Origin of the sequence: Micromonospora sp. WMMA1949, assembly GCF_027460145.1 — a bacterium.
Taxonomy (GTDB): Bacteria; Actinomycetota; Actinomycetes; order Mycobacteriales; family Micromonosporaceae; genus Micromonospora.
This window is the reverse complement of sequence record NZ_JAPZBG010000001.1, coordinates 4,258,570-4,282,486: the sequence shown is the minus strand read 5'-3', so window position 1 is coordinate 4,282,486 and position 23,917 is coordinate 4,258,570. Positions and strand designations below refer to the sequence as shown.

The 23,917-nt window shown below is 70.3% G+C and carries 30 protein-coding genes and 1 other RNA gene; 9 read left to right on the top strand and 22 right to left on the bottom strand.

The window, feature by feature from the left end; genetic code table 11:
* Positions 1-42 precede the first annotated feature (42 nt).
* From npdG to O7607_RS20315, 6 genes are all read right to left on the bottom strand, one after another.
* Entirely contained in the window at positions 43-741 is a 699-nt protein-coding gene (gene npdG, locus O7607_RS20340) for an NADPH-dependent F420 reductase (RefSeq protein ID WP_269704770.1), read from the bottom strand.
* Positions 742-807: 66 nt separating this feature from the next.
* Positions 808-2,244 carry an RNB domain-containing ribonuclease gene (locus tag O7607_RS20335; RefSeq protein ID WP_269704769.1) on the bottom strand — a complete coding sequence of 479 codons (1,437 nt, stop codon included), beginning with the start codon at positions 2,242-2,244 and terminating at the stop codon, positions 808-810.
* Positions 2,245-2,306: 62 nt separating this feature from the next.
* Positions 2,307-3,050, bottom strand: a complete 744-nt coding sequence (locus O7607_RS20330) for a histone (RefSeq protein WP_269704768.1) — start codon at positions 3,048-3,050, stop codon at positions 2,307-2,309.
* Positions 3,051-3,127: 77 nt separating this feature from the next.
* Entirely contained in the window at positions 3,128-3,331 is a 204-nt protein-coding gene (locus O7607_RS20325) for a hypothetical protein (RefSeq protein ID WP_018787041.1), read from the bottom strand.
* 236 nt (positions 3,332-3,567) lie between these two features.
* Positions 3,568-4,530, bottom strand: a complete 963-nt coding sequence (locus tag O7607_RS20320) for a hypothetical protein (protein WP_269704767.1) — start codon at positions 4,528-4,530, stop codon at positions 3,568-3,570.
* Positions 4,527-4,853 carry a PadR family transcriptional regulator gene (locus tag O7607_RS20315; RefSeq protein WP_269704766.1) on the bottom strand — a complete coding sequence of 109 codons (327 nt, stop codon included), beginning with the start codon at positions 4,851-4,853 and terminating at the stop codon, positions 4,527-4,529. The genes O7607_RS20320 and O7607_RS20315 overlap by 4 nt, the downstream gene beginning before the upstream one ends.
* 235 nt (positions 4,854-5,088) lie before the next feature.
* Between O7607_RS20315 and O7607_RS20310 the strand changes: the two genes are divergently transcribed.
* Together O7607_RS20310 and O7607_RS20305 are read left to right on the top strand one after the other, a co-directional pair.
* Positions 5,089-5,460 (top strand): hypothetical protein, encoded by a 372-nt coding sequence (locus O7607_RS20310; RefSeq protein WP_269704765.1) that lies wholly within the window; start codon positions 5,089-5,091, stop codon positions 5,458-5,460.
* On the top strand, positions 5,457-5,942 hold the full coding sequence (locus O7607_RS20305; protein WP_269704764.1) for a roadblock/LC7 domain-containing protein: 486 nt from the start codon (positions 5,457-5,459) through the stop codon (positions 5,940-5,942). Before O7607_RS20310 ends, O7607_RS20305 begins: the two co-directional genes overlap by 4 nt.
* Positions 5,943-6,031: 89 nt before the next feature.
* Here O7607_RS20305 and O7607_RS20300 read toward each other — a convergent pair whose 3' ends face one another.
* Positions 6,032-6,988 (bottom strand): threonine/serine dehydratase, encoded by a 957-nt coding sequence (locus O7607_RS20300; RefSeq protein WP_269704763.1) that lies wholly within the window; start codon positions 6,986-6,988, stop codon positions 6,032-6,034.
* Positions 6,989-7,170: 182 nt separating this feature from the next.
* Positions 7,171-7,566 (bottom strand): VOC family protein, encoded by a 396-nt coding sequence (locus O7607_RS20295; protein ID WP_269704762.1) that lies wholly within the window; start codon positions 7,564-7,566, stop codon positions 7,171-7,173.
* A gap of 64 nt (positions 7,567-7,630) precedes the next feature.
* Between O7607_RS20295 and O7607_RS20290 the strand changes: the two genes are divergently transcribed.
* Positions 7,631-7,969, top strand: coding sequence for a zinc finger domain-containing protein (locus O7607_RS20290; RefSeq protein ID WP_269704761.1), 339 nt, complete (start codon positions 7,631-7,633; stop codon positions 7,967-7,969).
* Here the strand turns inward: O7607_RS20290 and O7607_RS20285 are convergent.
* Positions 7,955-8,284, bottom strand: a complete 330-nt coding sequence (locus tag O7607_RS20285; RefSeq protein ID WP_269704760.1) for a DUF6331 family protein — start codon at positions 8,282-8,284, stop codon at positions 7,955-7,957. The genes O7607_RS20290 and O7607_RS20285 overlap by 15 nt on opposite strands.
* A 165-nt stretch (positions 8,285-8,449) precedes the next feature.
* Between O7607_RS20285 and O7607_RS20280 the strand changes: the two genes are divergently transcribed.
* Positions 8,450-8,788, top strand: a complete 339-nt coding sequence (locus O7607_RS20280; protein ID WP_269707038.1) for a hypothetical protein — start codon at positions 8,450-8,452, stop codon at positions 8,786-8,788.
* An 80-nt stretch (positions 8,789-8,868) separates the two neighbouring features.
* A complete protein-coding gene (locus tag O7607_RS20275; protein WP_269704759.1) occupies positions 8,869-9,336 on the top strand; it encodes a DUF3592 domain-containing protein in 468 nt (155 codons plus the stop codon).
* Between the two features lie 45 nt (positions 9,337-9,381).
* On the opposite strand, the gene O7607_RS20270 is transcribed toward O7607_RS20275, so the two are convergent.
* Positions 9,382-9,993 carry an HNH endonuclease gene (locus O7607_RS20270; protein ID WP_269704758.1) on the bottom strand — a complete coding sequence of 204 codons (612 nt, stop codon included), beginning with the start codon at positions 9,991-9,993 and terminating at the stop codon, positions 9,382-9,384.
* A gap of 159 nt (positions 9,994-10,152) precedes the next feature.
* Positions 10,153-10,371 carry a tyrosine-type recombinase/integrase gene (locus tag O7607_RS20265; protein ID WP_269704757.1) on the bottom strand — a complete coding sequence of 73 codons (219 nt, stop codon included), beginning with the start codon at positions 10,369-10,371 and terminating at the stop codon, positions 10,153-10,155.
* A gap of 316 nt (positions 10,372-10,687) precedes the next feature.
* Here O7607_RS20265 and O7607_RS30590 point away from each other — a divergent pair, with 316 nt between their 5' ends.
* Complete coding sequence (locus tag O7607_RS30590) at positions 10,688-11,008, top strand: GntR family transcriptional regulator (RefSeq protein WP_442929495.1); 321 nt, start codon at positions 10,688-10,690, stop codon at positions 11,006-11,008.
* A 137-nt stretch (positions 11,009-11,145) separates the two neighbouring features.
* On the opposite strand, the gene O7607_RS20260 is transcribed toward O7607_RS30590, so the two are convergent.
* Positions 11,146-12,084 (bottom strand): HEPN domain-containing protein, encoded by a 939-nt coding sequence (locus tag O7607_RS20260; protein WP_269704756.1) that lies wholly within the window; start codon positions 12,082-12,084, stop codon positions 11,146-11,148.
* A 3-nt stretch (positions 12,085-12,087) separates the two neighbouring features.
* Positions 12,088-13,161 (bottom strand): DUF262 domain-containing protein, encoded by a 1,074-nt coding sequence (locus O7607_RS20255; RefSeq protein WP_269704755.1) that lies wholly within the window; start codon positions 13,159-13,161, stop codon positions 12,088-12,090.
* Between the two features lie 325 nt (positions 13,162-13,486).
* Between O7607_RS20255 and O7607_RS20250 the strand changes: the two genes are divergently transcribed.
* A complete protein-coding gene (locus O7607_RS20250; protein ID WP_269704754.1) occupies positions 13,487-13,678 on the top strand; it encodes a hypothetical protein in 192 nt (63 codons plus the stop codon).
* Positions 13,679-14,068: 390 nt separating this feature from the next.
* Here O7607_RS20250 and rnpB read toward each other — a convergent pair.
* Positions 14,069-14,477: RNase P RNA component class A (rnpB, locus tag O7607_RS20245), an RNA gene on the bottom strand.
* A gap of 111 nt (positions 14,478-14,588) precedes the next feature.
* On the opposite strand from rnpB, the gene O7607_RS20240 reads away from it, so the two are divergent.
* On the top strand, positions 14,589-15,350 hold the full coding sequence (locus tag O7607_RS20240; RefSeq protein WP_269704753.1) for a sulfite exporter TauE/SafE family protein: 762 nt from the start codon (positions 14,589-14,591) through the stop codon (positions 15,348-15,350).
* A gap of 45 nt (positions 15,351-15,395) precedes the next feature.
* On the opposite strand, the gene O7607_RS20235 is transcribed toward O7607_RS20240, so the two are convergent.
* Complete coding sequence (locus O7607_RS20235) at positions 15,396-16,619, bottom strand: MFS transporter (protein ID WP_269704752.1); 1,224 nt, start codon at positions 16,617-16,619, stop codon at positions 15,396-15,398.
* Between the two features lie 56 nt (positions 16,620-16,675).
* Between O7607_RS20235 and O7607_RS20230 the strand changes: the two genes are divergently transcribed.
* Positions 16,676-17,143 (top strand): MarR family winged helix-turn-helix transcriptional regulator, encoded by a 468-nt coding sequence (locus O7607_RS20230; protein ID WP_269704751.1) that lies wholly within the window; start codon positions 16,676-16,678, stop codon positions 17,141-17,143.
* Positions 17,144-17,198: 55 nt separating this feature from the next.
* Here O7607_RS20230 and mctP read toward each other — a convergent pair whose 3' ends face one another.
* The 7 genes from mctP to O7607_RS20195 form a co-directional block, all read right to left on the bottom strand.
* A complete protein-coding gene (gene mctP / locus O7607_RS20225) occupies positions 17,199-18,842 on the bottom strand; it encodes a monocarboxylate uptake permease MctP (RefSeq protein WP_269704750.1) in 1,644 nt (547 codons plus the stop codon).
* Complete coding sequence (locus tag O7607_RS20220; RefSeq protein WP_216928447.1) at positions 18,842-19,084, bottom strand: DUF3311 domain-containing protein; 243 nt, start codon at positions 19,082-19,084, stop codon at positions 18,842-18,844. The genes mctP and O7607_RS20220 overlap by 1 nt, the downstream gene beginning before the upstream one ends.
* A gap of 127 nt (positions 19,085-19,211) precedes the next feature.
* On the bottom strand, positions 19,212-20,366 hold the full coding sequence (locus O7607_RS20215; RefSeq protein WP_269704749.1) for a bifunctional RNase H/acid phosphatase: 1,155 nt from the start codon (positions 20,364-20,366) through the stop codon (positions 19,212-19,214).
* A gap of 5 nt (positions 20,367-20,371) precedes the next feature.
* A complete protein-coding gene (locus O7607_RS20210; protein ID WP_269704748.1) occupies positions 20,372-21,109 on the bottom strand; it encodes a zinc ribbon domain-containing protein in 738 nt (245 codons plus the stop codon).
* Positions 21,099-21,935: a Nif3-like dinuclear metal center hexameric protein gene (locus O7607_RS20205; RefSeq protein WP_269707037.1), complete on the bottom strand. Its 837-nt coding sequence runs from the start codon at positions 21,933-21,935 to the stop codon at positions 21,099-21,101. The genes O7607_RS20210 and O7607_RS20205 overlap by 11 nt, the downstream gene beginning before the upstream one ends.
* Before the next feature lie 115 nt (positions 21,936-22,050).
* Positions 22,051-22,632 carry a flavoprotein gene (locus tag O7607_RS20200; RefSeq protein WP_269704747.1) on the bottom strand — a complete coding sequence of 194 codons (582 nt, stop codon included), beginning with the start codon at positions 22,630-22,632 and terminating at the stop codon, positions 22,051-22,053.
* A complete protein-coding gene (locus O7607_RS20195) occupies positions 22,629-23,858 on the bottom strand; it encodes a helix-turn-helix domain-containing protein (protein ID WP_269704746.1) in 1,230 nt (409 codons plus the stop codon). Before O7607_RS20195 ends, O7607_RS20200 begins: the two co-directional genes overlap by 4 nt.
* Between the last annotated feature and the right edge of the window lie 59 nt (positions 23,859-23,917).

Sequence of the window (23,917 nt, the reverse complement as noted above, 5' to 3'; positions counted from 1 at the left end):
CTTAACAGACGCCGCCGCGACGGGGCGACGGCGGCGCGCACGTCAGACGTCGGTGACGCGGATGCCGGCGTGCGCCTTGTAACGCTTGTTGATCGCGATCAGGTTCGCGGTGAACGCCTCGATCTGGTGGGCGTTGCGCAGCCGCCCGGCGTAGATGCCCCGCATGCCGGGGATCCGCGCGGCCAGCGCGCCGACCACACCCACGAGTTCCCGCTCCTCGGTGCAGATCAGCACGTCCAGCTCGATCCGGTCGATCTCCGGGTCGGCCAGCAGCGGCGCGCTGACGTGGTTGAACGCGGCGCACACCCGGGACTCGGGCAGCAGCGCGGCGGCCTGCTGCACGGCGCTGCCCTCGTCGACGGTGAGCGCGTACGGGCCCTGCTTGTCGAAGCCGAGCGGGTTGACGCAGTCCACCACGATCTTGCCGGCCAGCGGCTCGGCGAGCGCGGCGACGGTGGCCGCGTGCCCGTCCCACGGCACCGCCACGATCACCACGTCGCTGCGCCGCGCGACGTCCTCGTTGTCGCCGCCGGAGACCAGAGCGCCGTCGGCCACCCCGGGCAGGGCGGCGATCTCGGCGGCGGCCTGGTTGGCCCGTTCCGCCGTGCGGGAGCCGATCAGCACGGTCTGCCCGGCCCGGGCGAACCGGTAGGCGAGACCCCGTCCCTGGTCGCCGGTGCCACCGATGATGCCGACGGTCAGCCCGGAGACGTCGGGCAGCGTGGTCGCGTCATAAGCCATGGGCACATCCTCGCAAAGCACGGCGGCGTGCGGTGCATCCCGATGCTGTGACAATGGCCGCGCTGGTCAGGCCCGTTCGAAGGCGACCCGGCGCTGGACCGGGTCGGCGACGGTGAGCCGTACCCGGACGCGTTCGCCCAGCGGCAGCTCGCCGGTGCAGCGGGCGCGTACCGGCGGCTCGTCGAGCGCGATCGTGCCGCCGGGCGGGCGGCCGGGGCGGCCGTTGCCCGCCGGGCGCGGTTCGTCCACGTCGAGCACGGCCGCCTCGAACGTCTCCCCCACCCGGTGCGCGAGCAGCACCGCCTCGGCCAGTTCCACGGCGCCCCGGGTGGCCCCACCGGCGGTCCGGTCGGTCGCGGCCATCACCTCGGGTAGCTTCGGCAGCGCGGCCCGGACCTGTTCGGGCACCTCCCGGCCCTCGTGCAGGGCCAGGCAGACCTCGGTGGCGTAGCGGTCGGCCAGGCGGCGCAGCGGCGCCGTGACATGCGCGTACGCGGCGGCCACGCCGCCGTGCTCGGGCTGCTCGGGCACCTCGCCGTCGAAGGCGGTGTACGCCGCGCCGCGCATCAGTTCGGCGGCCTGGTCGACGAAGGCGGCCACCCGGGGCCGGGAGGTGTCCAGCCCGTCGAGCACCTGACCCACGGGTGTGCCGTCCGGCCAGGGCACGCCGAGCGGGCCGGCGGCGAGCCGCAGCCGTTCGACCGCCTCCGCGCGGGGACGGGGCATGGTGCGCAGCAGCCCGATCCGGCCGGCCAGCATGATGTCGGCGGCGGCCATGCCGGTCAGCAGCGAGATCTGCGCGTTGTGCTCCTCCATCGGGCCGGGGCCGCGCAGCACCAGCCGCCACCCGTCCCCGTCGGGCTCGACGTCCTGCTCCGGCAGCGGCAGGTTGATCGCGCCCCGGGTCAGGCCCCGGGTGGTGAGCAGCGCCCCGATCTCGGGCAGCAGGGCGATCGGCTCGGGCAGCCGCCCCGCGTCGGCGTCGCGCTGCACGCCGCCGTAGTCGAGCTTGGCCCGGCTGCGCACCAGCGCCCGCTCCAGCGTGACCGCCACCGTGCCGCCGTCGGCGTCCAGGTCGACGGTCCAGAGCACGGCGGCCCGGTCGGCGTCGGGCAGCAGGCTGGCCGCCCCCTCGCTGAGCGTGTGCGGGTGCAACGGCACGTTGCCGTCGGGCAGGTAGACCGTCTGTCCCCGGCGCCACGTCTCGGCCTCCAGGTCACCACCGAGGCGTACGTGGGTCAGGACGTCAGCGATCGCGTACCGGACGCGGTAGCCGCCGCCGGGACGGCGGGTGAGGTGCATGGCCTGGTCGAGGTCGCGCGAGGTCACCGGGTCGACGGTGACGAACGGGATGTCGGTCCGGTCGGCGACGGCCGGCGGCGGCGCGGCGGCGGCCAGGTCGGCTTCGCGCTGCGCCGCGGCCGGGAAGCCCTCGGGCAGTCCCAGCTCGCGGCGCAGCGCGCCGAAGTCGATACGGGGCGCCAGTACGCGTCGGATCACCACGCGCTCAATCCTGACAGCGACCCGCACGTTCCGCTCCCCGGGAGAGAGCGGTGTCCACGGCGTCAGGCGCGGCGGGCCGGCGCCTTGCGTGCGGTGGTGCTCTTGGCGGCGGTGCTCTTACGGGCCGGCGCCTTCTTCGCGGCGGTGGTCTTCTTCGCCGTGGTGGTGGTCTTGCGCGCGGTGGTGGTCTTGCGCGCGGGCGCCTTCTTCGCCGCCGTCTTGCGCGCCGTGGGACGCGTCGAGGCGGTGGTCTTCTTCGCGGGCGCCTTCTTCGCCGCGGCGGTGGTCTTCTTCGCCGCCGCGGTGACCTTGCGCGCGCCGGTGGTCTTCTTGGCCGCCGTCGTCTTCTTCGCGGTGGTCGTCTTGCGGGCCGGCGCCTTCTTCGCGGTGGCGGTGGTCCGGGCCGTCGTGGTCTTGCGGGCCGCCGTGGTCTTCGTCGCCGCCGCTGTCTTCTTCGCCGCTGTGGTCTTCTTCGCCGCCGTCTTCTTCGCGGTGGTCTTCTTCGCGGTGGTCTTCTTGGCCGGCGCGCTCTTGGCGGTGGCCCGGCCGGCCGGTGCCGTACGAGCCGCTGTCTTCTTCGCGGTCGTCCTGGTGGTGGTGGCCTTGGCCGGCGCCTTGCGCGCCGCCGACACGACCTTTCTGGCGGCCGCCTTCTTGGCCGCCGCCTTCTTCGCCGGTGTCCGTCCGGCGCCGGCGCCCGAGGCGTTCGGCGACGCCTTGGTGACCGTCGTCGTCCTGCCCGCGGCGGTCCTCTTCGCGGTCGTCCGTTTCGCGGCCGGGCGGGTGGCCTGCTGTGCTTCGGCCATCTCGGTTCCCTTTCCTGGGGACGTGCTCTCGCCCTCGCGGAGCACGGATCACCTCGACGCGGGCCCTCCCGCGCCGTCTAGCGGCCCTCCCCGGCCCAACGGGCGTCCTCGGCGTCCCACGCGTCGTTCCGCTCCCGCACCGTCTGCAGGGCGTTGTCCGCGTCGGCGGCTGAGGCGTACGGTCCGAGAACGTGCCGCGCGGGACACACGTCGGCATCGGTCTCGACCCGGTGGTGTCGCGTGCACCAGTAGTAGTGCCCACCACTTCCGTCGTCGCTCATGCGATCACTGTGCACCCGGAACCGCCCGGCCGCCACCGGAACGGCACAAATAGTCACGGCCTTCTCCACATTAGACCTGGTCGCGGCGGTTGCGGCGGGGAACGGCGGAACACCCGACAGATGCCTCCGCTCGTCCGAACGGCCCGTCCCCGGAGCCATCCGAGGCGCGGGCCGACGCCGGGCCGGCCCGGCACCACGAGCGGGCCGGCCGGGTGCTGAGCGGGGACGCCCGACCCTCAGGCGGGCGCCGGGACGGGCTCCGGACCGGGCGCGGCGGCCGGCGCCGGGCGGGCCGCCCCGATCGCGTACGCCAGGGCGTAGGGCGTGCAGGCCAGGTGGAACATCGGCTCGACGAGCACCCGGTCGGTGATGAGGAACCGTTCCCACTCGGTCGGCCGGGGCAGCCCGAACGACGAGTCGGTCCAGCAGGTGAACAGCCAGAGCGGCGCGGAGATCCGGTCCACCGCGTCCGGCGGCAGGCCGTCCGCCACCGGCGCGGTGGCCGGGATCGAGGTGACCACCGCGAGCACCACCGCCGCGTCGGCCGCCACCAGCGCGCCGAGCAGCCCCGTGAACCAGGCGGCCCGGACCCGGCTCCGGCGCGCCAGGACCCCGGCAGTCCAGAGCGCCGCCGTCATCAGCGCCAGCCAGAGCAGCAGCCCGGGCACGCTCTCCCAGACGCGGCTCTCGCCCCGGGCGGCGAACAGCGCGAGCGACGCGGTCACCGTCGCGGCGATCGGCAGCACCACGCCGAGCGCGGTGGGCAGCGCCCCCACGCGTACGGTCCGGCGCGCGGCCCGGGCGACGACGAGCGCGAGCGCGACGCCGAGCAGCGCGGTGAGCGCCGACCAGGCCGGCAGCTGCGCGGCGACGGCCCACGGCACGCGCATCTCCAGCCACCCGCGGGCCAGGCCCATCACCACGGCCGCCACCACGAGGACCGCGACGCAGGCCGGCGGCGCGAGCAGCAACACCCCTGCGGTACGCCCCAGCCGCCGCGCCCCGGCCCGCCCGGTCAGTGGCGTGGCCGCCCGGCGCGCCGCCAGGCTCGCGGCGAACCGGACCATCCCCCACCGCTGCCCGGTGCGGGCCAGCTCGTGCAGCTCGGCGGCCCACTCGCGGGCCAGGTCGGCGCGCAGCTCCGCCGGCCACCGGCGCACCGCGACCCGCAGCAGCAGCGCCGCTACCCGCCGGATCACCACGCGGGCGCCCCGGCCGGGTCCGCGCCGCCGGCCGGTTCGGAGGGTACGAGGGCACGCAGCTCGGCCAGCGCCAGCCGGGCCGACCGGGTGCCCTCGCCGGTGAGGCGGTAGTAGCGGCGGGCCGGGCGGCCGGCGGTGACCGGGTCGACGTCCTCCCAGTCGGCGGCCAGCCAGCCGGCATCCTGGAGGCGGTGCAGCACCGGGTAGAGCGTCCCGCTGGGAAGGCCGGTGAGCCGCATCAGGTCGAGGCCGTAGCGCGGCGCCCCGGGCTCGGCGAGCAGCGCCGAGAGCACCTTCGCCACCGGAATGGTCAGTCGCACTGGCTCACTCTATCGGATCTCTACATAGCATAGATGCACCGTCTTTCCGGGACGGACGGCGATCGGCGATGGACGGCGTGGTCCCTCCTGCGGGACCGGTGGCCCGTCCGGAGGGCCCGCTCAGGTGGATCACCGGCGGTCCGTGTGCACCTCACGCCTCCATATGCGAGCCTCGACGGACGAATCCGCTGTCGCGCTTCCAGCGGACAGCGGCCCGAGCTGGGGAGAGAAAATCGTGGGCAACCTTGACATCGCGCTGAAGAACGCGATGGACATCGACGGTGCGATCGGAGCCGCGCTCGTCGACTACACAAGTGGCATGACACTCGGCGTCGCCGGGGGCACCGGCGAGATCGACCTGACGGTCGCCGCCGCCGGCAACACCGATGTCGTACGCGCCAAGCTGCGCACCATCGAGATGCTCAAGCTCGACGACGAGATCGAGGACATCCTGATCACGCTCGGCAGCCAGTACCACCTGATCCGCCCGCTGAGCAACCGCACCGGCAAGGGCCTGTTCCTCTACCTGATGGTGAGCAAGAGCCGGGCCAACCTCGCGATGGCGCGGCACCAACTGCGCATGATCGAGGAGAGCCTGGAACTGTGAGCCGGGTGGACGACCTCCCCCGCCGTGCGCGCGCCCAGACCGGCACCCTGCCGCCACCACGCGCGCTTCCCCCCTCACTCGCCGGCAACCCGGCGCTGCCGTACCCGGCCATCGCACAGGAACTGTCCGCGCTGCGGCTGCAGATCCCCGGCGTGCACGGCTGCGTCCTCGGCGGCGTCGACGGCCTGCTCGTCACGCACAACCTGCAGAACGGCGCCGACCCGGACGACCTGGCCGCGCTCGCCGCCACCACGTACGGGCTCGGCCGTCAGGTCGGGATCCGGCTCGGACAGGGCGACTTCCAGCAGTCCACGGTGCGCAACGCGGGCGGCTACCTCAGCGTGTACGCGATCAACGGGCAGGCGCTGCTCGCCGTGATCGGCACGGACAGCATCAACGTGGCGCGGCTGCACCTGCACGCCCCGGCCACCGCGGCCAAGCTCGCCGAACTGCTCGACGGCGTCAGCCCGGCCACGTCCTGACGTACGCCGGTCGTCCACCCGGTCCCACCCGTCCGGACCGGAGGCGGCCGGCGTACCCCGGGGTTGTCCGGCTCGTGCGGCGCGGCGCGTCAGATGCCGAAGCGGCCGGCCCACGCGGTCACGTCGGTCACGGTGGCGTTGCCGCCGCAGACCACCAGGCCGATCCGGGCGTCGCCGCCCACCCGCTCGATCACCCGGCGGGCGGCGGGCAGCAGACACCCGGCGGCCGGCTCGGCCCACACCTTGGCGTGCTCGGCCAGCTCGAGCGTGCCCCGCACCGCCTCGGCGTCGGAGACCACGAGGACGTCACTGACCAGCGCGGTCACATGGTCGTAGGTGAGCTGCGAGACGGTCGGCGCGCTGAGCGTGGTGACGATCGACGACAACGGCACCTCGACCGGCCCGCCCTTCGCGATCGCCTGCGACATCGCCTGCGCGCCCTCGGTCTCCACGCCCCAGACGCGTACCCCCGGCCGGCGCGCCCGCAGCGCGGCCGCCACACCCGAGATCAGCGCGCCCCCGCCGATGCTGACCAGCACGTCGGTCAGCTCACCGGCGTCGTCGGCCAGTTCCAGCCCGACGGTGCCCTGCCCGGCGAGCACGATCGGGTCGTCGAACGGGTGCAGCAGCGTCACGCCCTCGTCCCGCAGCCGGTTCATCAGCGCGAACGCGCCCGCCATGTCCTCGGTCAGCCGCACGTCGGCCCCGGCCGCGCGCGCCACCTCCACCGCGCGGGCGGGCGCGCTGCGCGGCATCACCACAGTCGCCGCCACCCCGAGCGCGCCGGCCATCACCGCGACCGCGATGCCGTGGTTGCCGCCGCTGACCGCGACGACCCCGGCCGCCCGCTCCGCGTCGTCGAGCGCGAGCAGCTTCGCCGCCGCGCCCCGGGCCTTGAACGATCCGGTACGTTGCAGCAGCTCCAGCTTGGCGGTGACCGGTACGCCGAGCAGCTCGGTCAGTCCCGGGCTGGGCAGGGTCGGGGTGTGCACCACGACGTCGGCGATCCGGTCGGCGGCCGCCTCGATGTCCGCAAGCTCGATCACCACCGCAGCGTCCCACACCGGCCCCTGGCACCCGCGCTCGTCCCCGCCCGCCCTCGTCCCCGCCGCGGCCCACCCTCGTCGATCTTGGAGTTGTGGCGCCCAGAACACCCCTGTTCGCGAAGTTCGAGAGGTGCCACAACTCCAAGATCGGTGGCTGGAGCCGGCGGGAGGCGGCCGTTCGGTCACGCTCGGGTGGCGGCCACCTCGGCGTCGCTGCGGAGGATGCAGAACTCGTTGCCCTCCGGGTCGGCGAGCACCACCCAGCCGGTGCCGTCGGAGTTGCGCCGGTCGGCCACCACTGCCGCGCCCAGCCCGGTCAGCCGGGCCAGTTCCTCGTCGCGCGTCCCCTCGACCGGGCGCAGGTCGAGGTGGATGCGGTTCTTGACCTGCTTGGCGTCCGGCACCTCGATGAACAGCAGGCGGTGCCGCCCGTCCCGCGAGAAGATCATGCACTCCTCGTGGCCCGGCTCGTTCGGGTCGTCGGGATCCTCGCGGTAGTCGAGAACGCCTGCCCACCAGCGGGACAGGGCATAGGCGTCGGCACAGTCCACGGTGGTGTGGGACACGTAGGAGGTCATCACCGGATCATCGCAAGGTCTGGCGGGCGATGTCCCACCGCGCCGAGGGCGGGTACTCCCGACCGTGCGCATCAACATCGACATCGACGAACCGAGGGCCGCGGAACTCTTCTGGGAGGGCATGCGGGAGGTGGCAGCCGCCGCCGCCCGGCATCAGGACGACGACCTCTACCGGGCGATCGTCAAGATCGGCCGGTATGCGCTGGCCCAGGGCAGCGAGTTGGTGCCGCAGTGCGGACTGTTCCTCCAGTGCCCGGTCTGCGAGGCGGTGGCGGGTCAGCGGTGCATCAACGTGCCGAGCCACCCGCTCCGCGACGCCGTCCTCCATCCGGAACGCATCGAGCTGGCCGAGATGGCCCTGAAGGGAGAGGCGCCGCTTCCCCCGCCGCTACGGGACAAGTGAGCCGGCCGCCAGTCCGGCATCGAGCGCGGTCAGGAAGTCCAGCAACTCACGCCGTGCGGCCTCGTCATGTGTGCGGTGGTTCAGGAAGTCCGACGTGACGCAACGGGAGCGGTCCTCGACCACCTCGATCAACTTCATGAGTTGAAGCCGAGCCTCTACCACCTTGGCCGGACCCACCCGGCGGCACCACTTTTCGATGAGGGCGGGGTCGGTGGACACGGCGTCGATCCCGCAGCACCCGCGAACGCAGTGGACCTCGCAATAGTCGATGCACTCGCGCAGGGGCCACGGCACTTCGACCGACACGTCCGCCATCGCGGTTCCCTTCCCGGAGCCCGCCGCACACGGTTGACGGGCAGCCGATCCTAGCGCCGCCACGGGACCACGCTCCTGCGAGTTTCGGCCGCACCGAATCCGTAGTGTTGCCGGGTGAACATTGCGTGGAGTGCCACGTCTCCCTCGTCGGGGAGGTTCGTGCCGATGGAGCGGTCGGGCGTCGCCGGTCTGTTCGAGCGGTTCGAGGAACTGCGCGCCCTGGGGCGCGGCTACCTCGAAGTGCGGGGCGACGCCGCATTCCCGGTGCTGACGCTCGGGTTCACGGGGTCGGCGGCGGTCGTCCACCTGATGGCGGACGAGGATGCCGTGTCCCTGCTGGCCGCCGATGAGCCTGCGTGCACGCATGCCGAGGTACCGGTGCTGGACGACCCGGTGGAGTTCACCGCGGACGTCGTTCTCGACCTCGAACGCGCCTGGCAGGTCATCGAGGGGTTCGTTCACACGGGTGATGCCGGCCGGGCAGGAGAGTGGCGCGAGTTGTAGCGCCGGCGGCCACGGCGGTGGGCTACGGGCGAGGAGGTGCTACAACGAACTCTTTCCCGAGGACGCTGGGAGGGCCGGGAATGGCGAGCCCGTTCGGCCGGCGAGAACTCAAGCTGGTCCTTGCGGTTGTCCTGGGCACCCTTGTGGTCGGCGGCGGGATGCTGCTCGACGCTCGGCTGACCGCGACGATCGACGAGCGGGTACTCGCCGGCGCCGAGACGACCGGTCGGGTGGTGCACGTCGAACGGTTCAAGATCAGCCGATCGTTCGCCGCCACGAGGTTGACCGTGGACTACACGTTCGACGGCGTGCGGCACCGGGAGCGGTTCTCCAGCGAACTCGACGAGAGCGAGTTCCACGTCGGGGACGTACTCGATGTACGCGTCGACCGGACGGATCCGACCCGGGCTGCCACGCCCGACGGGTACGCGACGGAGGATCTTCTCCTGCAGGCGCCGACAGTGCTGGCAGGCCTGGGCCTCGGCGTGATCATGATCTCGCTCGCGCTGCTCAGAAGAGATCCCGCACCCCACGAATGCCCTCGCTGAGCACCCGCTAAAGGGGTGGAGTGTGCCGAAGTGCCGTGCAGGCCGTCACCCGGTCGAGATCCGATCTCCAACGAGGTTGGCTGCCCTTAGGTCATCGATGGTGACCGCAAAGCTGCGCCCCTCACGTTGCGCGCTTCGTCTAGCCGACGCCAGGATGCTTTCTAGCCGCTTCACCGCTTGGGGATCGCCACGCTTGGCAGCTTCCATCACGCGCATCTGCTCGACCCACCGGGTGTACGTGTCCCGCATGATCTTCGTCTTGCGGGGAACGTCGAGATCCGCCTCAGAGCCGAAGACGGCATCGGTGTGCATCTGCCACCAGCTATCGGCTGGGATCCCGTCATTGACGTATGCGATCGCTTCTGCCCTGCTTTCGCAGGGGTCCATGATGTCGTGGCACTGTCGACACAGCGGAACTAGATTTTCCGGCCCGTTGGAGCCACCGAGAGCCAAGTCCTGCAAGTGTGCTCGGTCAAGCCAGCCTCGGGCGGAATTCCAGACGGCGGCAAGGGTTGGCTGGGTATCATCTACCGGCGCCAACCACCCACATCTGAAACAGAACGGCTCGCCCCAGCCGATGTAGGACGCTTTGAGGTTCGGGAAGACCTCGCCGTACCTGACCCTCCAGTACTGCACGATGCCGTAGAGAGTTGGCATGCCACGACGGCTACCGCCCACCAGCTTCACCCTTCCCTTACCAAGACCGAACCGCGGCCAGCACAGTAACGCCCACCTATGACACTCCAGGCCGACCGTCGGCGCGTCTTTCGTTCGGATCAACGTGCTGAACCATCCAGTTCCTCCCTCCTGGCAGCACTAGCGGTCTAGCAGGTCATCGATGGCATGGCGGGTACGCTCCTCGCTAGACGGGATGAGGTGGGTGTAGACGCGGAGCGTGAAGCCCGGGTCAGAGTGCCCGAGGTACGACGCGAGGGCCTTGAAGCTCTTCCCCGCGTCGAGCAGCGCCGAGGCGTAGAAGTGGCGCAGCGCGTGCATTCCGGTCGCCCGGGTCGGGACGATGCCGGCCGCTTCCACCGCTGGACGCCAACTCTTCCCGTCGAAGGTGGCCCGCTTGATCGCACCCGATGAGTGGTGGTGAACAGCAGCGGCATCGTCAGCCGCTCGCCCCTGAACGGATCCTCCCAGGGCAGGGTGATCGACAGCGGGTCGTACTTCTCCGCGTGCTCCTTGAGCGACTGGACCACCGAGTCGGGTAGCGGTAGCCGGCGGGGCTGCTCTGGTCGGGCGGTTCGGGCTTCCGCCTGCCGCGCCAGTCCGACCCCAGAACTGGCTTGCCACCGATTCGCAGGGTCGCGGCACCAGCTCCACCGCCAAGACGTGTCCGGCGTCCATGACAGCCGGCGGCACAGCGCCAGAACTTGCACAGCTGGAACGCATCGAGCGTGGCACGATTCCACCGGGTTCTCTCTTGCCAGCCGAGAGCGCGCTCTCCAGTGAGTTCGGAGCAAGCCGCGGTACAGTCCGAAAAGCCATAGCCGCCCTTCGACAGGAGGGCTTAGCGAACACGGAACATGGCAGGGGAACTTACGCACGGGGCCGCCCTTACCACCGCGACCTAGATCGCTGCGGCGCTACGGAAACTAGACGACGTGAAGTTGCTGCGGATGCAGAGTTAGCAGGCTGTTCGGCATTGAGGCCGGGGCACTGTTGACCGAATACGAGAGCGTCGAACGGGGGGGGGGGGGGGGGGGGGGAAGGACGCACGGAGGCGGTCATCCGAGTCTATCGGATAAGACCGACAGACCAGTAGAAGTGCAGCTCGTTCTAATTCTGATCAGAGCAGCATGCTCAAGCGCAGTCTGTGCTCTCCCAACGAATCGCCGTTCCACTCTTGTCTCTTTCTACCACAGCATCGTAACTCACGCGGGCTTTCGAAATTGCGTGCAACCAGATGGCGTTACGGTCAAGGCCGATCTTTAGTGCTCGGCGCGCGTTCTCTTTTTTGCAGGCGTAGCGCCTACCATCAAAGTCGACGAAAACAATAGAAATAGCATCCGTCAACTTCGGCCGCGAAACCTGCGCAAAACTGGTGGCGCTATCATGAATTAGACGTGCCGCCCTGCTGGCAAGCAGGTCGAACCCAAGGGCAATTGCTTTAGCCTGCTGACAGAAGGTAAGCAACTCACTTGGCTGAATATTGGAGTCCGCCTTATGCGCCGCCCGATTGCGCAGCCTCAGCCCTTGGGCGTATGCATCACGGAGTGGCACTGCACCCAAACCGACGCGAGAGCCAAGCCTTGTCATTTCATTCCATGGATCCCCAGCATGGAGCGTCTTGAGAATATTGCCCACTTCATCCGCGCCTACATTGGACCCGTTGTAGCCCAGTGAAAACTTCGATATGTGCAACGGACCGTTGAGAGTGCTAGCGACCTCAGACGCCGCCTGCTGCAGAAGCGGCACAGGATCGTCCCCATGGCGGCTCGCCATCTTCGCATGGGCATGAGCCGCTCTCATCACCTCCACAGTGGCAGCAAGGACTAAGTCGCGGGGTAGATCGGAGAATACGAGCGCAGTTCTACTGATATAGCCTAGGACCTCTGCCGATCTCTCGCGTATGAAGTCTTCGAGTGCACTGAACGTCACAACCATCAGGCCATTTCGCAGGATCCGAGCACGGTTATTGTGAGAGGTTTCAGTAAGTGCCTGATCGATAAGAAGTGGCTGTGCGAGTGCATCCTGTACGGCAACAACTCTGTCTAGGAAGTTGCGACGCGTGACCGACATACGCTATTCAGCCGCCTCGCGTAGCGCATTGGCCATTTCGCTCACTCTATACTTTACTTTCGAGGGCGTATTGGTCGCGACACGGACCGCATCCTCAAAGTTCTCGTCTTCAAAAAGCTTCCGAGTGACCTGCTCTGCGCGCCCCTTTCTACGCCCCAATTTTTCGATTACGGCAGGGGAAACCAGACTAACGGCAATCATCTGACTGTCATACATCCCAGCCAACGCTTGATCTCGCCATGCAGCCCTGTCAGGCCGCTTGAAAGCGTTAACACCCCAGAGTCGCTCACAGCTATTTACCGCGCTGAGGAAGGCGGAGGATAAATCCTTTAGGGACTTCGAGTCGGGGTTCTGATTCCTCTGCATGTAAATGTCCATAGACAAGCGAAAGTCACCCGAGAATTGCTGCCAAGAATCCACGAGGGTGAAGAATCTTAAGACATACTCGACATCCAGCATTGCCCTGTATGCGGGAGACCTGGTATCACGAATCTTCAGTTGATGGCGAAGGAAGGAGTTTTCCGACAGCTTCACGAGCAGATCGTTGAGGGCACCTCGGTATATTACGTTACGGATCTCTTGCGCGTTGAGCGGCTGGCCACCTGAGTTGAGGCGATGAAATACTTCGTACTTAGTTGCAGGGTCACTCTGGCGCAGCAGTGTAACGGCGCGAATATACGGACGAACAAGCAGCGCGTTCTTTAACGAAGGGGGAAGATCCCTGAATCGGTAACCGTTCAGCTCCTCGAACCTGCCAAGAAGCGAGAGGGTGAGGCGGTTTCTCATGAATTCATGAATCGCCGTCAGCCGTTGCTTTCCATCAATTACAGAATAGCTTCCAAAATCATCTTCGGCCAGGTATACCGGAGGCACAGGAATATTCAGCAAGAAAGACTCAATTAGAGCCGACTGCTTAGCCGCATCCCACCTTTCACGACGTTGAAACTGGGGACGCACATCGATAGCCTCGTTCTCAACCATCGAGGCCACCGTTTCAAGAGACAGGTCGGACGCCTGAAGAACCAACGCATCTTGCGCAAGCTCGAATCTCCGAATGACGTCACTATCAGCGCGCATCGTACTCCCATGCATCAGGCATCAGGGCCAGATAGATAACCGTACCGACCAAGAGCGGCCGAGTCTAGTTCACAGCGAATGGGGGGTGCGACAGCAGCACGTGAGCCGGCCCGAGCACGATCCTCACTGGTATTTGCTATCCAGGACCACCGTTGCCGATTTCCTCTGTTCTACATCAAGGCACCGCGCTCCGCGCGATGCAGGGCGGCAAGCCCGGCCGGCGGCAAGCCGCCCCGGCCGCTTACGGCGCCGGGGCGGTGAGCCACCGACAGCCGCCGGGACACCGCCCTCACGCCAGATGACGGCAGAGCCCTACGGTCGCAGCATGGACGACCCGATCGAGCTGCGACTCGACCTCGCCACCGCAGAAGACCTTCGCATCGCGTTGTACGGCCTGGGCGAGCACCAGGCCGCAGGCAGGCCGATCCCGCACATGGACGCCGAGACCAGCCGACGGCTCGGCGCGCTCTTGCGAGAGCTGGACATTCGGTTGGGTGGCACCGGCGGATTCGCGTAGCCGGGTTGCCAGCGAGCGGTGCGGAAGCCGACACCTCGACCGCCATCGAGGTCAGGGCTTCCGCCTGCCGCGCCAGTCCAACCCCGGGACTGGCTTGCCACCGGATCACCGGGTCGCGGCACCAGCTCCACCGCCAGGACGTGTCCGACCCTCCCCCACAGCCGCCGGCCCCGCTCCGAAACCATCGAGCGGCGGCCCCTCAGACGGCCCTCGGCGGCATAGCAAGCCCGACCCGAGGAGGGGTCAACTGAGCCAGCGCTCAGGGCGTCTCCAGGGCGTCAGGGCGTCCACAGGGCGTCAAACGCCGGCCAAGTTGACCAACGACGACCATCGACGCCCGGACATAGAACCAGCTCAGAGCCTTGATCAGGTCTCTGAGCCGGTGGGCGACGGACGAGTCGACCTGTACGCCGGATTCTGTGACCGGCACGCCCGCAGGCGCACCGGCGGCGGCCATCCATCTCGGCCTGCCGTTGCCGGCAGGCTCCAGCGGCCTACCCGCAGACATCGGGCGGGCAGCCCTCAAGCGTCTGCGCGGGTCGTCATCTTGCGGTGACGGCCCTTTCTTGGCCTTGCTCCGGGTGGGGTTTACCGAGCCACCCCGGTCACCCGGGGTGCTGGTGGGCTCTTACCCCACCGTTTCACCCTTACCGTCCCGTTACGGGCCGGCGGTCTGTTTTCTGTGGCACTGTCCCGCGGGTCACCCCGGGTTGCCGTTAGCAACCACCCTGCCCTGTGGAGTCCGGACGTTCCTCGGCGACGGGCCGGAGCCCGTCGACGCGACCGCCCGGTCGACTCGTCCGTCGCGCCCTCATCCTAACGACGCATCCGCCGCGCCCATTTCCGCCCCGGCGGGCCCAGCACGGGTCGACGCCGTGACACAACGAGGGCGTACTAGCCTCGGGGGACCATGGATCTCTCCGACGCCGCGCTCCTGATCGCCGCCGGTCTCGCCGCGGGCACTGTGAACGCGGTGGCCGGTGGTGGCTCGCTGATCACGTTCCCGGCGATGATCGCCACTGGCCTGCCGCCGGTGGCGGCGAACGTCTCGAACTCCGTGTCGGTCTTCCCCGGGTACGTGGCGAGCGTGGCGGGCAGCCGGGTGGACCTGCCGCGCGGGCGGGAGTTGTGGTCGCTGCTGCCCACCGCCGTCCTCGGCACGATCGCCGGGTGCGCGCTGCTGCTGGCGACTCCGGCGCGCGCGTTCGAGCTGGTGGTGCCGTTCCTCGTGCTGGGCGCGACCGCCGTACTCGCGTTCCAGGGTCCGCTGCGCCGGCTGGTCGGCCATCCGGAACGGTTGGGCGCGCGCCGCCGTACCGTCACGGTGCAGACCATGGTCGCGGTCGGCACCGTGTACGGCGGCTACTTCGGCGCGGCCCTCGGGGTGATGCTGGTGGCCGGGTTGGCGCTGGTGCTCGACGCGACGCTGGCCCGGGTGTCGGCGGTGAAGAACCTGCTCTCGGCCGTGGTGGGGCTGACCACGCTCGTGGTGTTCGCCCTGTTCGGCCCGTTGAACTGGGCGGCCGTCGCGGTGGTCGCGCCGGCCACCCTGTTCGGCGGGTACGCGGGCGCGCGGCTGGCCCGCCGGCTTCCGCAGGTGGTGCTGAAGACGGTGATCGTGGTGTTCGGCACGGCCATCGGGTTCTACCTGCTGTGGCGGGCGCTGACCTGACGCCACCGGGGCGGGCCGGACCAGGCCCGGCTGGACCGGGACCGGTCAGTAGGCCTCCCCCACCGGCTCCTCCGGTGCGTGTTCGGCGCGGCGGGCGGCCCGGTTCCAGATGACGCGTTCGCCGTAGCCGGCCGCCATCAGGTGGCCGAACGCGAGGTACGCGAGCAGGCCCGCGGCGAGCACCCCGAAGCCGACCCAGAACGGCAGCGCCAGGCTGTGCTCGGCCAGCTTGCCGGAGATGATCGGCGCGGGCGCGGCGGCGCCCCAGCGGACCAGGTTGAACGCGCCGGTGGCGACGCGCCGGTCGGCGGAGCCGAGCCCGAGCGCCAGGTCGGTCAGGTTGGCGTTGGCGAGGCCCATGAACAGGCCGGCGACGACGAGTACGACGAGCGACACGGCGGTGCCGGTGGAGGTGGCGAACGCGACCATGCAGGCCAGCAGGCCGAGCAGGGCGACGCCGACGGTCTGCACGGCGCCGATGCGGTGGGCGAGCCGGTGCCCGAGCAGCAGGATGCCGGCGGCCAGGCCGAGGCCCCAGCCGGTGAACGCCAGGCCCAGCGGGATGACGTCGAGGCGCAGGAACAGCGGCGTGTAGCCGAGGACGACGAAGAAGACGAAGTTGTACGCGGCGGTGACCACGCACAGCGTCACGAACGCGGGCTTGCGGTACGTGGCGAAGATCTGGCCGAGGCGTACCGGCTGTTGCTTGTTCGCAGGTTCGCGCAGCTTGCGGGCGGCGACGCCGAGCGCCAGCACCATGAACATGCCGCAGACGAAGAACGGCAGCCGCCAGCTCACCTCGCCGAGCAGGCCGCCGATCAGCGGGCCGACGGCGAAGCCGAGCCCGAGGGCGGTCTCGAACAGGCCGACCACCCATTCTCTGTCGTTCGCCAGGTTGACCAGCACCACCATGGCGGTGGCGAAGAACATCGCGTTGCCCAGACCCCAGACGCCGCGCAGCACGGAGAGCTGCACGATGTCGTTGCTGAACGAGGCTCCGATCGCGGCCAGGCCGACGACGGAGACGCCGGTGACGAGCACCGGCTTGAAACCGAACCGTCCGCTGGCGAGCGTCGCCGGGATCATCCCGACGGCCATGACCGCGATGTACGCGGTGAAAAGCAGCTCGACCTGCCAGGCGGTGACGCCGATCGCCTCGCCGATGGCGGGCAGGATCGGGTCGACGACGGCGATGCCGGCGATGGCGAGGAACGCCACGAGCGTGGTGGCGTAGATGGCACTGCGGTTGGGCTCGGATCGGCGATCCACTCCGCAACCTCCCAGATAGCTGTATCGTACAGGCATTTTCCCTGTATCATACAGTCATGAGCGAGGACGTCCACGCCGCCGAGGCCACGCTGGGCCGGATCGAAACCGAGGTCGCGCTGCTGATGCGCCTGGGTGAGGCCACCCGCCGGGGCACCGGCACGACGGAGCACCGGTTGCTCGACCGCGCCGCGTACGTGATCCTGCGCCACCTGGACGCCGCCGGCCCGCAGAACGTCTCGGCGCTCGCCGCACGGCTGAGCCTGGACGGCTCGACAGTCACCCGGCAGGTCTCCGCGCTCCAGCGCGACGGGCTGATCTCACGTACCCCCGACCCGGCCGACGGGCGCGGCACGGTGATCTCCGCGACGGCGGCCGGGCTCCAGCGGATGGCCGCCGTCCGGGCGGCCCGCACCCGGCTGTACGGCGACATCCTCGCCGCCTGGCCCGAGGCGGACCGGGAGACGCTCGCGGAGATGTTGCACCGCCTCAACGAGGCGCTCGACGCGCGCAACCGCCGCCGCTGAGGTGTTAGGAAGGGCCCCTTTCAATGCACGAGGCGTTAATAAGGGGCCCTTCCTTTCATGCCACGGGCTCGCGGGCGGCGTCGGCGGAGGGCGTGACGCGCGGGTCGCCCTCGTCGGCGAAGTAGTCGTCCGGCGTGGTGTGGTCGGGTCCGTCGGCCACCTTCGCGGCACGCAGCACCAACGTGAGCAGCGCGGCCACGACCAGGTTCACCAGCACCGCCACGATGCCGACGTAGATGGTCTTCGGCGTGTCGAAGCCGAACTTATCCAGCGGGAACGCCGAACCGGCGAAGTGCTTCTTCCCGGTCGCCGGGTTGCCGATCTGGTACAGCATCCACATGCCGAGGCCCATGCCGGCCGCCCAGCCGGCGATCAGCGCACCCCTGTGGAACCAGCGGGTGTAGAGGCCCAGCGCCACCGCCGGCAGCGTCTGGAGGATGATCACGCCGCCGATGAGCTGCAGGTCGATGGAGAACTGCGGGTCGAGGAAGACGATGCAGGCCACCGCGCCGACCTTCACCACCAGCGAGGTGATCTTCGAGACGTTCGCCTCCTGCGCCGGGGTGGCGTCCCGCTTCAGGTACTCCTTGTAGATGTTGCGCGTGAACAGGTTCGCCGCCGCGATCGACATGATCGCCGCGGGCACCAGCGCGCCGATGCCGATGGCGGCGTACGCCACCCCGGCGAACCAGTCCGGGAACTGCTGGTCGAACAGCAGCGGCACCACCGTGTTGCCGTCGGTCGTGCCCTCCTTCGCGCCTGGTAGCGGCTTCACGTTCGCCGCGATGGCCATGTAGCCGAGCAGCGCGATCAACCCCAGCAGCAGGCTGTACGCGGGCAGCGCGGACATGTTCCGCTTGATCACGTCGCGGTTCCGGCTGGCCAGCACGCCGGTGATGCTGTGCGGGTAGAGGAACAGCGCCAGCGCCGAGCCGAACGCCAGCGTCACGTACTGGATCTGGTTGTTCTGGTTGAGCAGGATGCCGTCGCCGGGCGCGGGTGACGCCTGGAACTTCGCGTCGGCCGCGTCGAAGATGGCGCCCCAGCCGCCGAGTTTGTACGGCAGCCAGATCACCGCGACCAGGATCACGATGTAGATCAGCGAGTCCTTGACGAACGCGATCAGCGCCGGGGCGCGCAGCCCTGACTGATAGGTGTACGCGGCCAGGATCGCGAACGCGATGATGATCGGCAGGTGCCGGGCCAGCGCGCTGTCCCCGGTCACGCCCATGGTCTTGAGCACCGCCTCGATGCCGACCAGTTGCAGGGCGATGTACGGCATGGTGGCGACGATGCCGGTGATCGCGACCAGCAGCGCCAGGATCGGCGAGCCGAACCGGTTGCGGACGAAGTCGGCCGGGGTGACGAACCCGTGCCGGTGCGAGACCGACCAGAGCCGGCACAGCACCAGGAACACCAGCGGGTAGATGACGATCGTGTACGGCACGGCGAAGAAGCCCGCCGCACCGGCCCCGAAGATCAGCGCCGGGACCGCCACGAACGTGTACGCGGTGTAGAGGTCACCGCCGACCAGGAACCAGGTGATCCAGCCGCCGAAGCTGCGCCCGCCCAGTCCCCACTCGTCCAGGTGGGCCATGTCGGTCGGTCTGCGCCATCGGGCCGCCACGAAACCCATGGCGCTGACCAGCAGGAACAGCAGCGTGAAGACGATGATCTCGGTGAGGTGGTCCCGCCACATCAGTGGTCACCCCGCTTCTTGGTCATCTGGTAGACCAGCGTGGTGGTGCCGACGCCCAGCAGGATCCAGACCAGTTGCAGCCAGTAGAAGCGCGGGAAGCCGAACAGCCGGGGCGAGTCGGCGTTGAACAGTGCCGGGATCAGCGGCACCACGATCGGGATGAAGAGCAACCAGTTCCAGGGACTCTTGTCCTTCGCCCTGGATCGCGCCGTGTCGAGCGCCTCCGGTTCCGGTTCGGACATGTGACACCCCTCCGGGCATTCGTAGCGGGCCATGTGACGGCCGGAGGCTACGACCCTGTGACGGGGGTCACGTCCGATCGGGTGATGTCGATGCGCCGAACGGCCGCCGGCATGCGCCGAGCGGCCGTCAGACGTCCGTGAGGTGGGAGGTGTCGTTGACCGAGCGGACCGCGACGCCGCCGTCCGGGTACAGGTCCAGCACCGAGATACCCGCCGTGTCCAGGTAGAGCCGGTGCAGGAACGCGTCGCCGGCAGCGAGCGCGTCGCGCAGCACCAGCTTGATCGGCGAGACGTGGGAGACCACCACGACCGTCTCCCCCGGGTACGCCGACCGCAGCCGGTCGACCGCCCGCCCGGTCCGCTCGGCGACTGTCACGAACGACTCGCCCTTCGGCGGCGCGACCCTCGTGGAGGCGAGCCAGGCGTCCAGTTCGGCCGCCCAGCCCTCGCGTACCTCGGCGAACGTGTGCCCCTCCCAGACCCCGAAGTCGCACTCGATCAGGTCGTCGTCGGTACGTACCGGCGGGTTTCCGACCTGCGCGGCGACCGCCTCGGCGGTGGCCGTACACCTCGACAGCGGGGAACTGACCACCGCGGCGACGGACGGTGCCAGCACGGCCACCCGGGCGGCGGTGGCCCGGGCCTGGGCCCGGCCGCGCTCGGTGAGCGGCACGTCGCCCCGGCCGGAGTAGCGCTTCTGCACGGTGCGCTCGGTCTCGCCGTGCCGTACCAGGATCAGCCGGGTGGCCTCCTCGGTGGGGCGCGGCTCCCAGGAGGCGGGCGTGGTGGCCGGGTCGGTGCCGGTGGCGCGCACGACCGCCGCCTCCCGCGCCTCGGCCTTCACGGGGGTGGCCGCCGGCGCCGCGCCCGAGGCGGCGGCGTCCATGGCCGCGTTGGCGAGGGCGTCGGCGTGCCGGTTGCGCTCCCGGGGCACCCAGGTGAACCGTACGGCGGTGAAGCGGCTGACCAGCCCGGCCGCCTGGGCGGCGAGCGGACGCAGCCCGGGGTGCTTGATCTGCCAGCGGCCGCACATCTGCTCGACCACCAGCTTGGAGTCCATCCGCGCCTCGACCTCGGCCGCGCCCAGCTCGGCGGCGGCCTCCAGCCCGGCGATCAGACCCCGGTACTCGGCCACGTTGTTCGTGGCCGTGCCGATCGACTCCGACCGCTCGGCCAGCACCTCACCGGTCTCCGGGTCCCGGACCACAGCGCCGTAGCCGGCCGGCCCGGGGTTGCCCCGGGAGCCGCCGTCGGCCTCGATCACCACCGCGCGCACCGCCACGACGGCTACAGCCCCGACTCGTTGGTCCGGACCATGATCCGCCGGCACTCCTCGCAGCGGACCACGTCGTCCGGGTCGGCCTTGCGGATGCGGGCCAGGTCGGCGCCGGACATCTCCAGCCGGCAGCCGCCGCAGCGCCCTCCGGTGAGCAGCGCGGCGCCCATGCCGGTGTCCTCGCGGATCTTGTCGTAGAGGCTGATCAGGTCCGCCGGGAGGTCACCGGCGAGCGGCTGGCGGGCGGTGCGCTTGAACTCCTCCTCCTTGGCGATCTCGGCGAGGGTCTCGTCGCGGCGCTGCTCGGTCGCGGCACGGCGCTCGCGGGCCTCGGCGAGCCGGCTCTCGACGCCGTCGAGCACGCCCTGCGCGGTCTCCCGCTGCTCCATCAGCTCCAGCTCGGCGTCCTCCAGGTCGCTCTGCCGGCGGTTGAGCGAGACCAGCTCGTGCTGGATCGCCTCCAGCTCCCGGGCCGGGCCGCTGCCCGAGGCCAGGCGGGCCTCGTCCTTGCTCTTGCGCGCCCGCACCTGGTCGACGTCCTTCTCGATCCGGGCGATGTCCCGGTCCAGGTCGTCGACTGCCACCTGGGCGCGGACCCGCTCGTCCTCCAGCGCGGACAGCTCACGCGCCAGGGCCTCCAGCTCCGCGCGCTCCGGCAGGGTGCGACGGCGGTGCGCGAGCTGGGCCAGGGCGGTGTCGATCGCCTGGAGGTCGAGCAGGCGGCGCTGCACCTTCGGGTCAGCCTTCACGTCGGGGCTCCTTGTCGTCCGGCCGGGGCGCGGCGGCGTGCACGGTCCACGGGTCGGTGTCCAGGTCGGACACCACGGTCTCGACGTCCAGCTCGGCGGCCAGGTAGGCGGCCAGGTCGTCCAGCCAGGGTCGCTCCGTCGCCCAGTGGGCGGCGTCCAGCAGCGCCGGGCCGCCGGCGGCGAGGTGTTCCCCGGCCGGGTGGTGGCGCAGGTCCGCGGTGAGGAACGCGTCCACCCCGGCCGCGGTCGCCTCGGCGAGGAAGCCGTCCCCCGAGCCGCCGCTGACGGCGAGGGTACGAACCATACGCCCGGGATCCCCGGCGGCGCGAACTCCCCAGGCGGTGACCGGGAGCACGGCGGCGGCCAGCCGGGTCAGCTCGGCGAGCGTCATCGGGGTGGGCAGCTCGCCGATGCGGCCGATGCCCCGGCCGGGCCCGGCGGCGGGCGAGCCGGGGCGGGGCGGGTGCAGCGGGCGCAACCCGGTCAACCCGAACCGGGCGGCGAGCGCGTCGGACACGCCGGGATCGGCCACGTCGGCGTTGGTGTGCGCCACGTGCAGCGCGACGTCCGCCTTGATCAGCCGGTGCACGATCCGGCCCTTGTACGTGGTGGCGGCCACCGAGGAGACGCCGCGCAGCAGCAGCGGGTGGTGCGCGACGATCATGTCCGCGCCGGCGTCGAGCGCCTCGTCCACGGTCTCCGGGACCACGTCCACCACGCAGGCGACCCGGCGTACCGGGTGGTCGGGCTCGCCCAGCACCAAGCCGACGCGGTCCCACTCCTCGGCCCAGGTGGGCGGATAACGGCGGTCCAGCGCGGCCACCACGTCGGCGACGGTTGTACTCACGGGCGGCCAGCTTACCGGCGTCCGCGCCGATACACGCCGAGCGCCGCCGGGCGCGGCCCCCGGCATCTGCCGAGGGCCGTACCCGTCGCGCCTCTTAGCCGACCGGAGCGACCGGCCGGTCCGCGCCGCGCAGGGCGGCCAGGCCGGCGTCCCAGGGGAAGGCGTCCGCGCGCCGGTCCCCCGTGCCGGGCGGGTGCAGGCGTACGACGTGGTCGCCGAACACCACCCGGACGCCCCACTGCGCCAGCCGGTCGATACTGGCCCGGAACGCCGGGTGCGCGGCCATCGCCTCGTTCGTGTACGGGACGGCCGCGATCGGCACCCCCATGCCCTGCGCCTCGACCAGCAGGCCGAGCGCCAGGGTGTCGGTGATGCCCACCGCCCACTTGTTGATCGTGTTGACGGTGGCCGGGCACACCAGCATGGCGTCCGCCGGGGGCAGCACGTCCGGGTCGCCCGGGTTCTTGTAGTGCGTACGGACCGGATGGCCGGTCTGCCGGGCCAGCTCCGTCCGGTCCACGAACTTCGCGCCGTCCGGCGTGGTGACCACGCAGACCGTCCAGCCCTCCCGCTGGGCGAGGTCGACCAGCCGGCCGACGTGACGGGCCAGCGGCGAACCGCAGGCGATGACGTAGAGCACCCGCCGGTGCCCGTTTGCGGTCTCCGGACCGCTCATACTCCGACTCCCATGTGCTCAGCCAACTCCGCGATCGGCGGAGGCGGCGCACCACGTGTGCGACGGAGAATCTCGGACATCAATTCGTGGGCTATCGGCCGGCACCGGATCTCCGACGGCGCGAGCCGGTCACCGCGCAGCAGCATGTCCCCGGCGTTGGCGACGTCACCGATCTGGGAGTAGCCCCGGGCCAGGTCGAGCAGGTGGTGCGCGCGCCGCTCCGGCAGCAACGCGTTGAACGCGGGCTCGGACAGCCGCATGTGGGTCTCCACCGCCCGGCCGCCGTCGCCCAGCTCGACCGCCGCCGCCGCGCGGTGCAGCTCCAGGTTGGTCGGGCCAAAGGAGGTCCAGTAGTGGTTGTGGTCGCCGCCGAGCATGGTGGCCGCCTCACCGGCGCCGGCGAGCAGGTCGTCCACCGTCGCCGAGTCGCCGATCCGGGCAGCGGCCATCGCGCCCTGGAGCAGCAGCATGCCGTACACGGAGAGCCGTTCCGGGCGGACGTCGTTGTCGCCGCCCGGTGCGAGCCGGCCCGCGATGCGGACGTTGAGTTCCAGCGCCGGGCGGGGGCGGCCCATCGCGACGAGCGCGTTGCAGACGCGCGTGGTGGCGATGCCGGCCAGCAGCGGGTCGTCGGCGCGCTGGGCCACCGCCATCGACCGGTCGGCGGCCAGCCAGGCGAGGTCGCACTCGCCGAGCTTGCGCAGCACCGAGGAGGCGATCTGGTAGACCTGCCCGAGCAGGTGGGCGGCCTCGCGTACCTGTTCGTCGGCGGCGTAGCCGGCGTCCGCCGCCTGGGCGTCGCGCAGCAGCTTGGGCAGCGCGCGGGTCAGCATGCCGTACCGGCCGTACTGGTAGGTGAGCCAGGCGTGGTTCACGGCCTTGCGCATGTCGGCCAGCGGCGGGGGGTAGGGCGCCGCGTCGAAGTAGGCGCTCATGGAGTCGTACCGTTCCAGGGCGGTGCGGATCTCCTCCACCTCGACCTGGTCGATGCAGTTGAGCGCGTCGGTGCGCCGTTCCGGGTCCTTGCCGTGCAGCAGCTGCACGTCGATCTGGAGGATGTCGGCGATCTCGTAGAGAACGGAGAACTTGTCCAGCCGGCGGACGCCGCGCTCCACCTTGTCCACCCAGCTCTTGGACTTGCCGAGCCGGTCGGCGAAGACCTGCTGGGACATCTTGCGGCGACTCCGCCAGTACGCCACCCGCCGGCCTATGGGTAGTTCGTCCATCCCTGCTCCCTCCCCCTCACGGCGCCGGCCGGTCCCCCCACGTCCCTCAGACTCGCGCC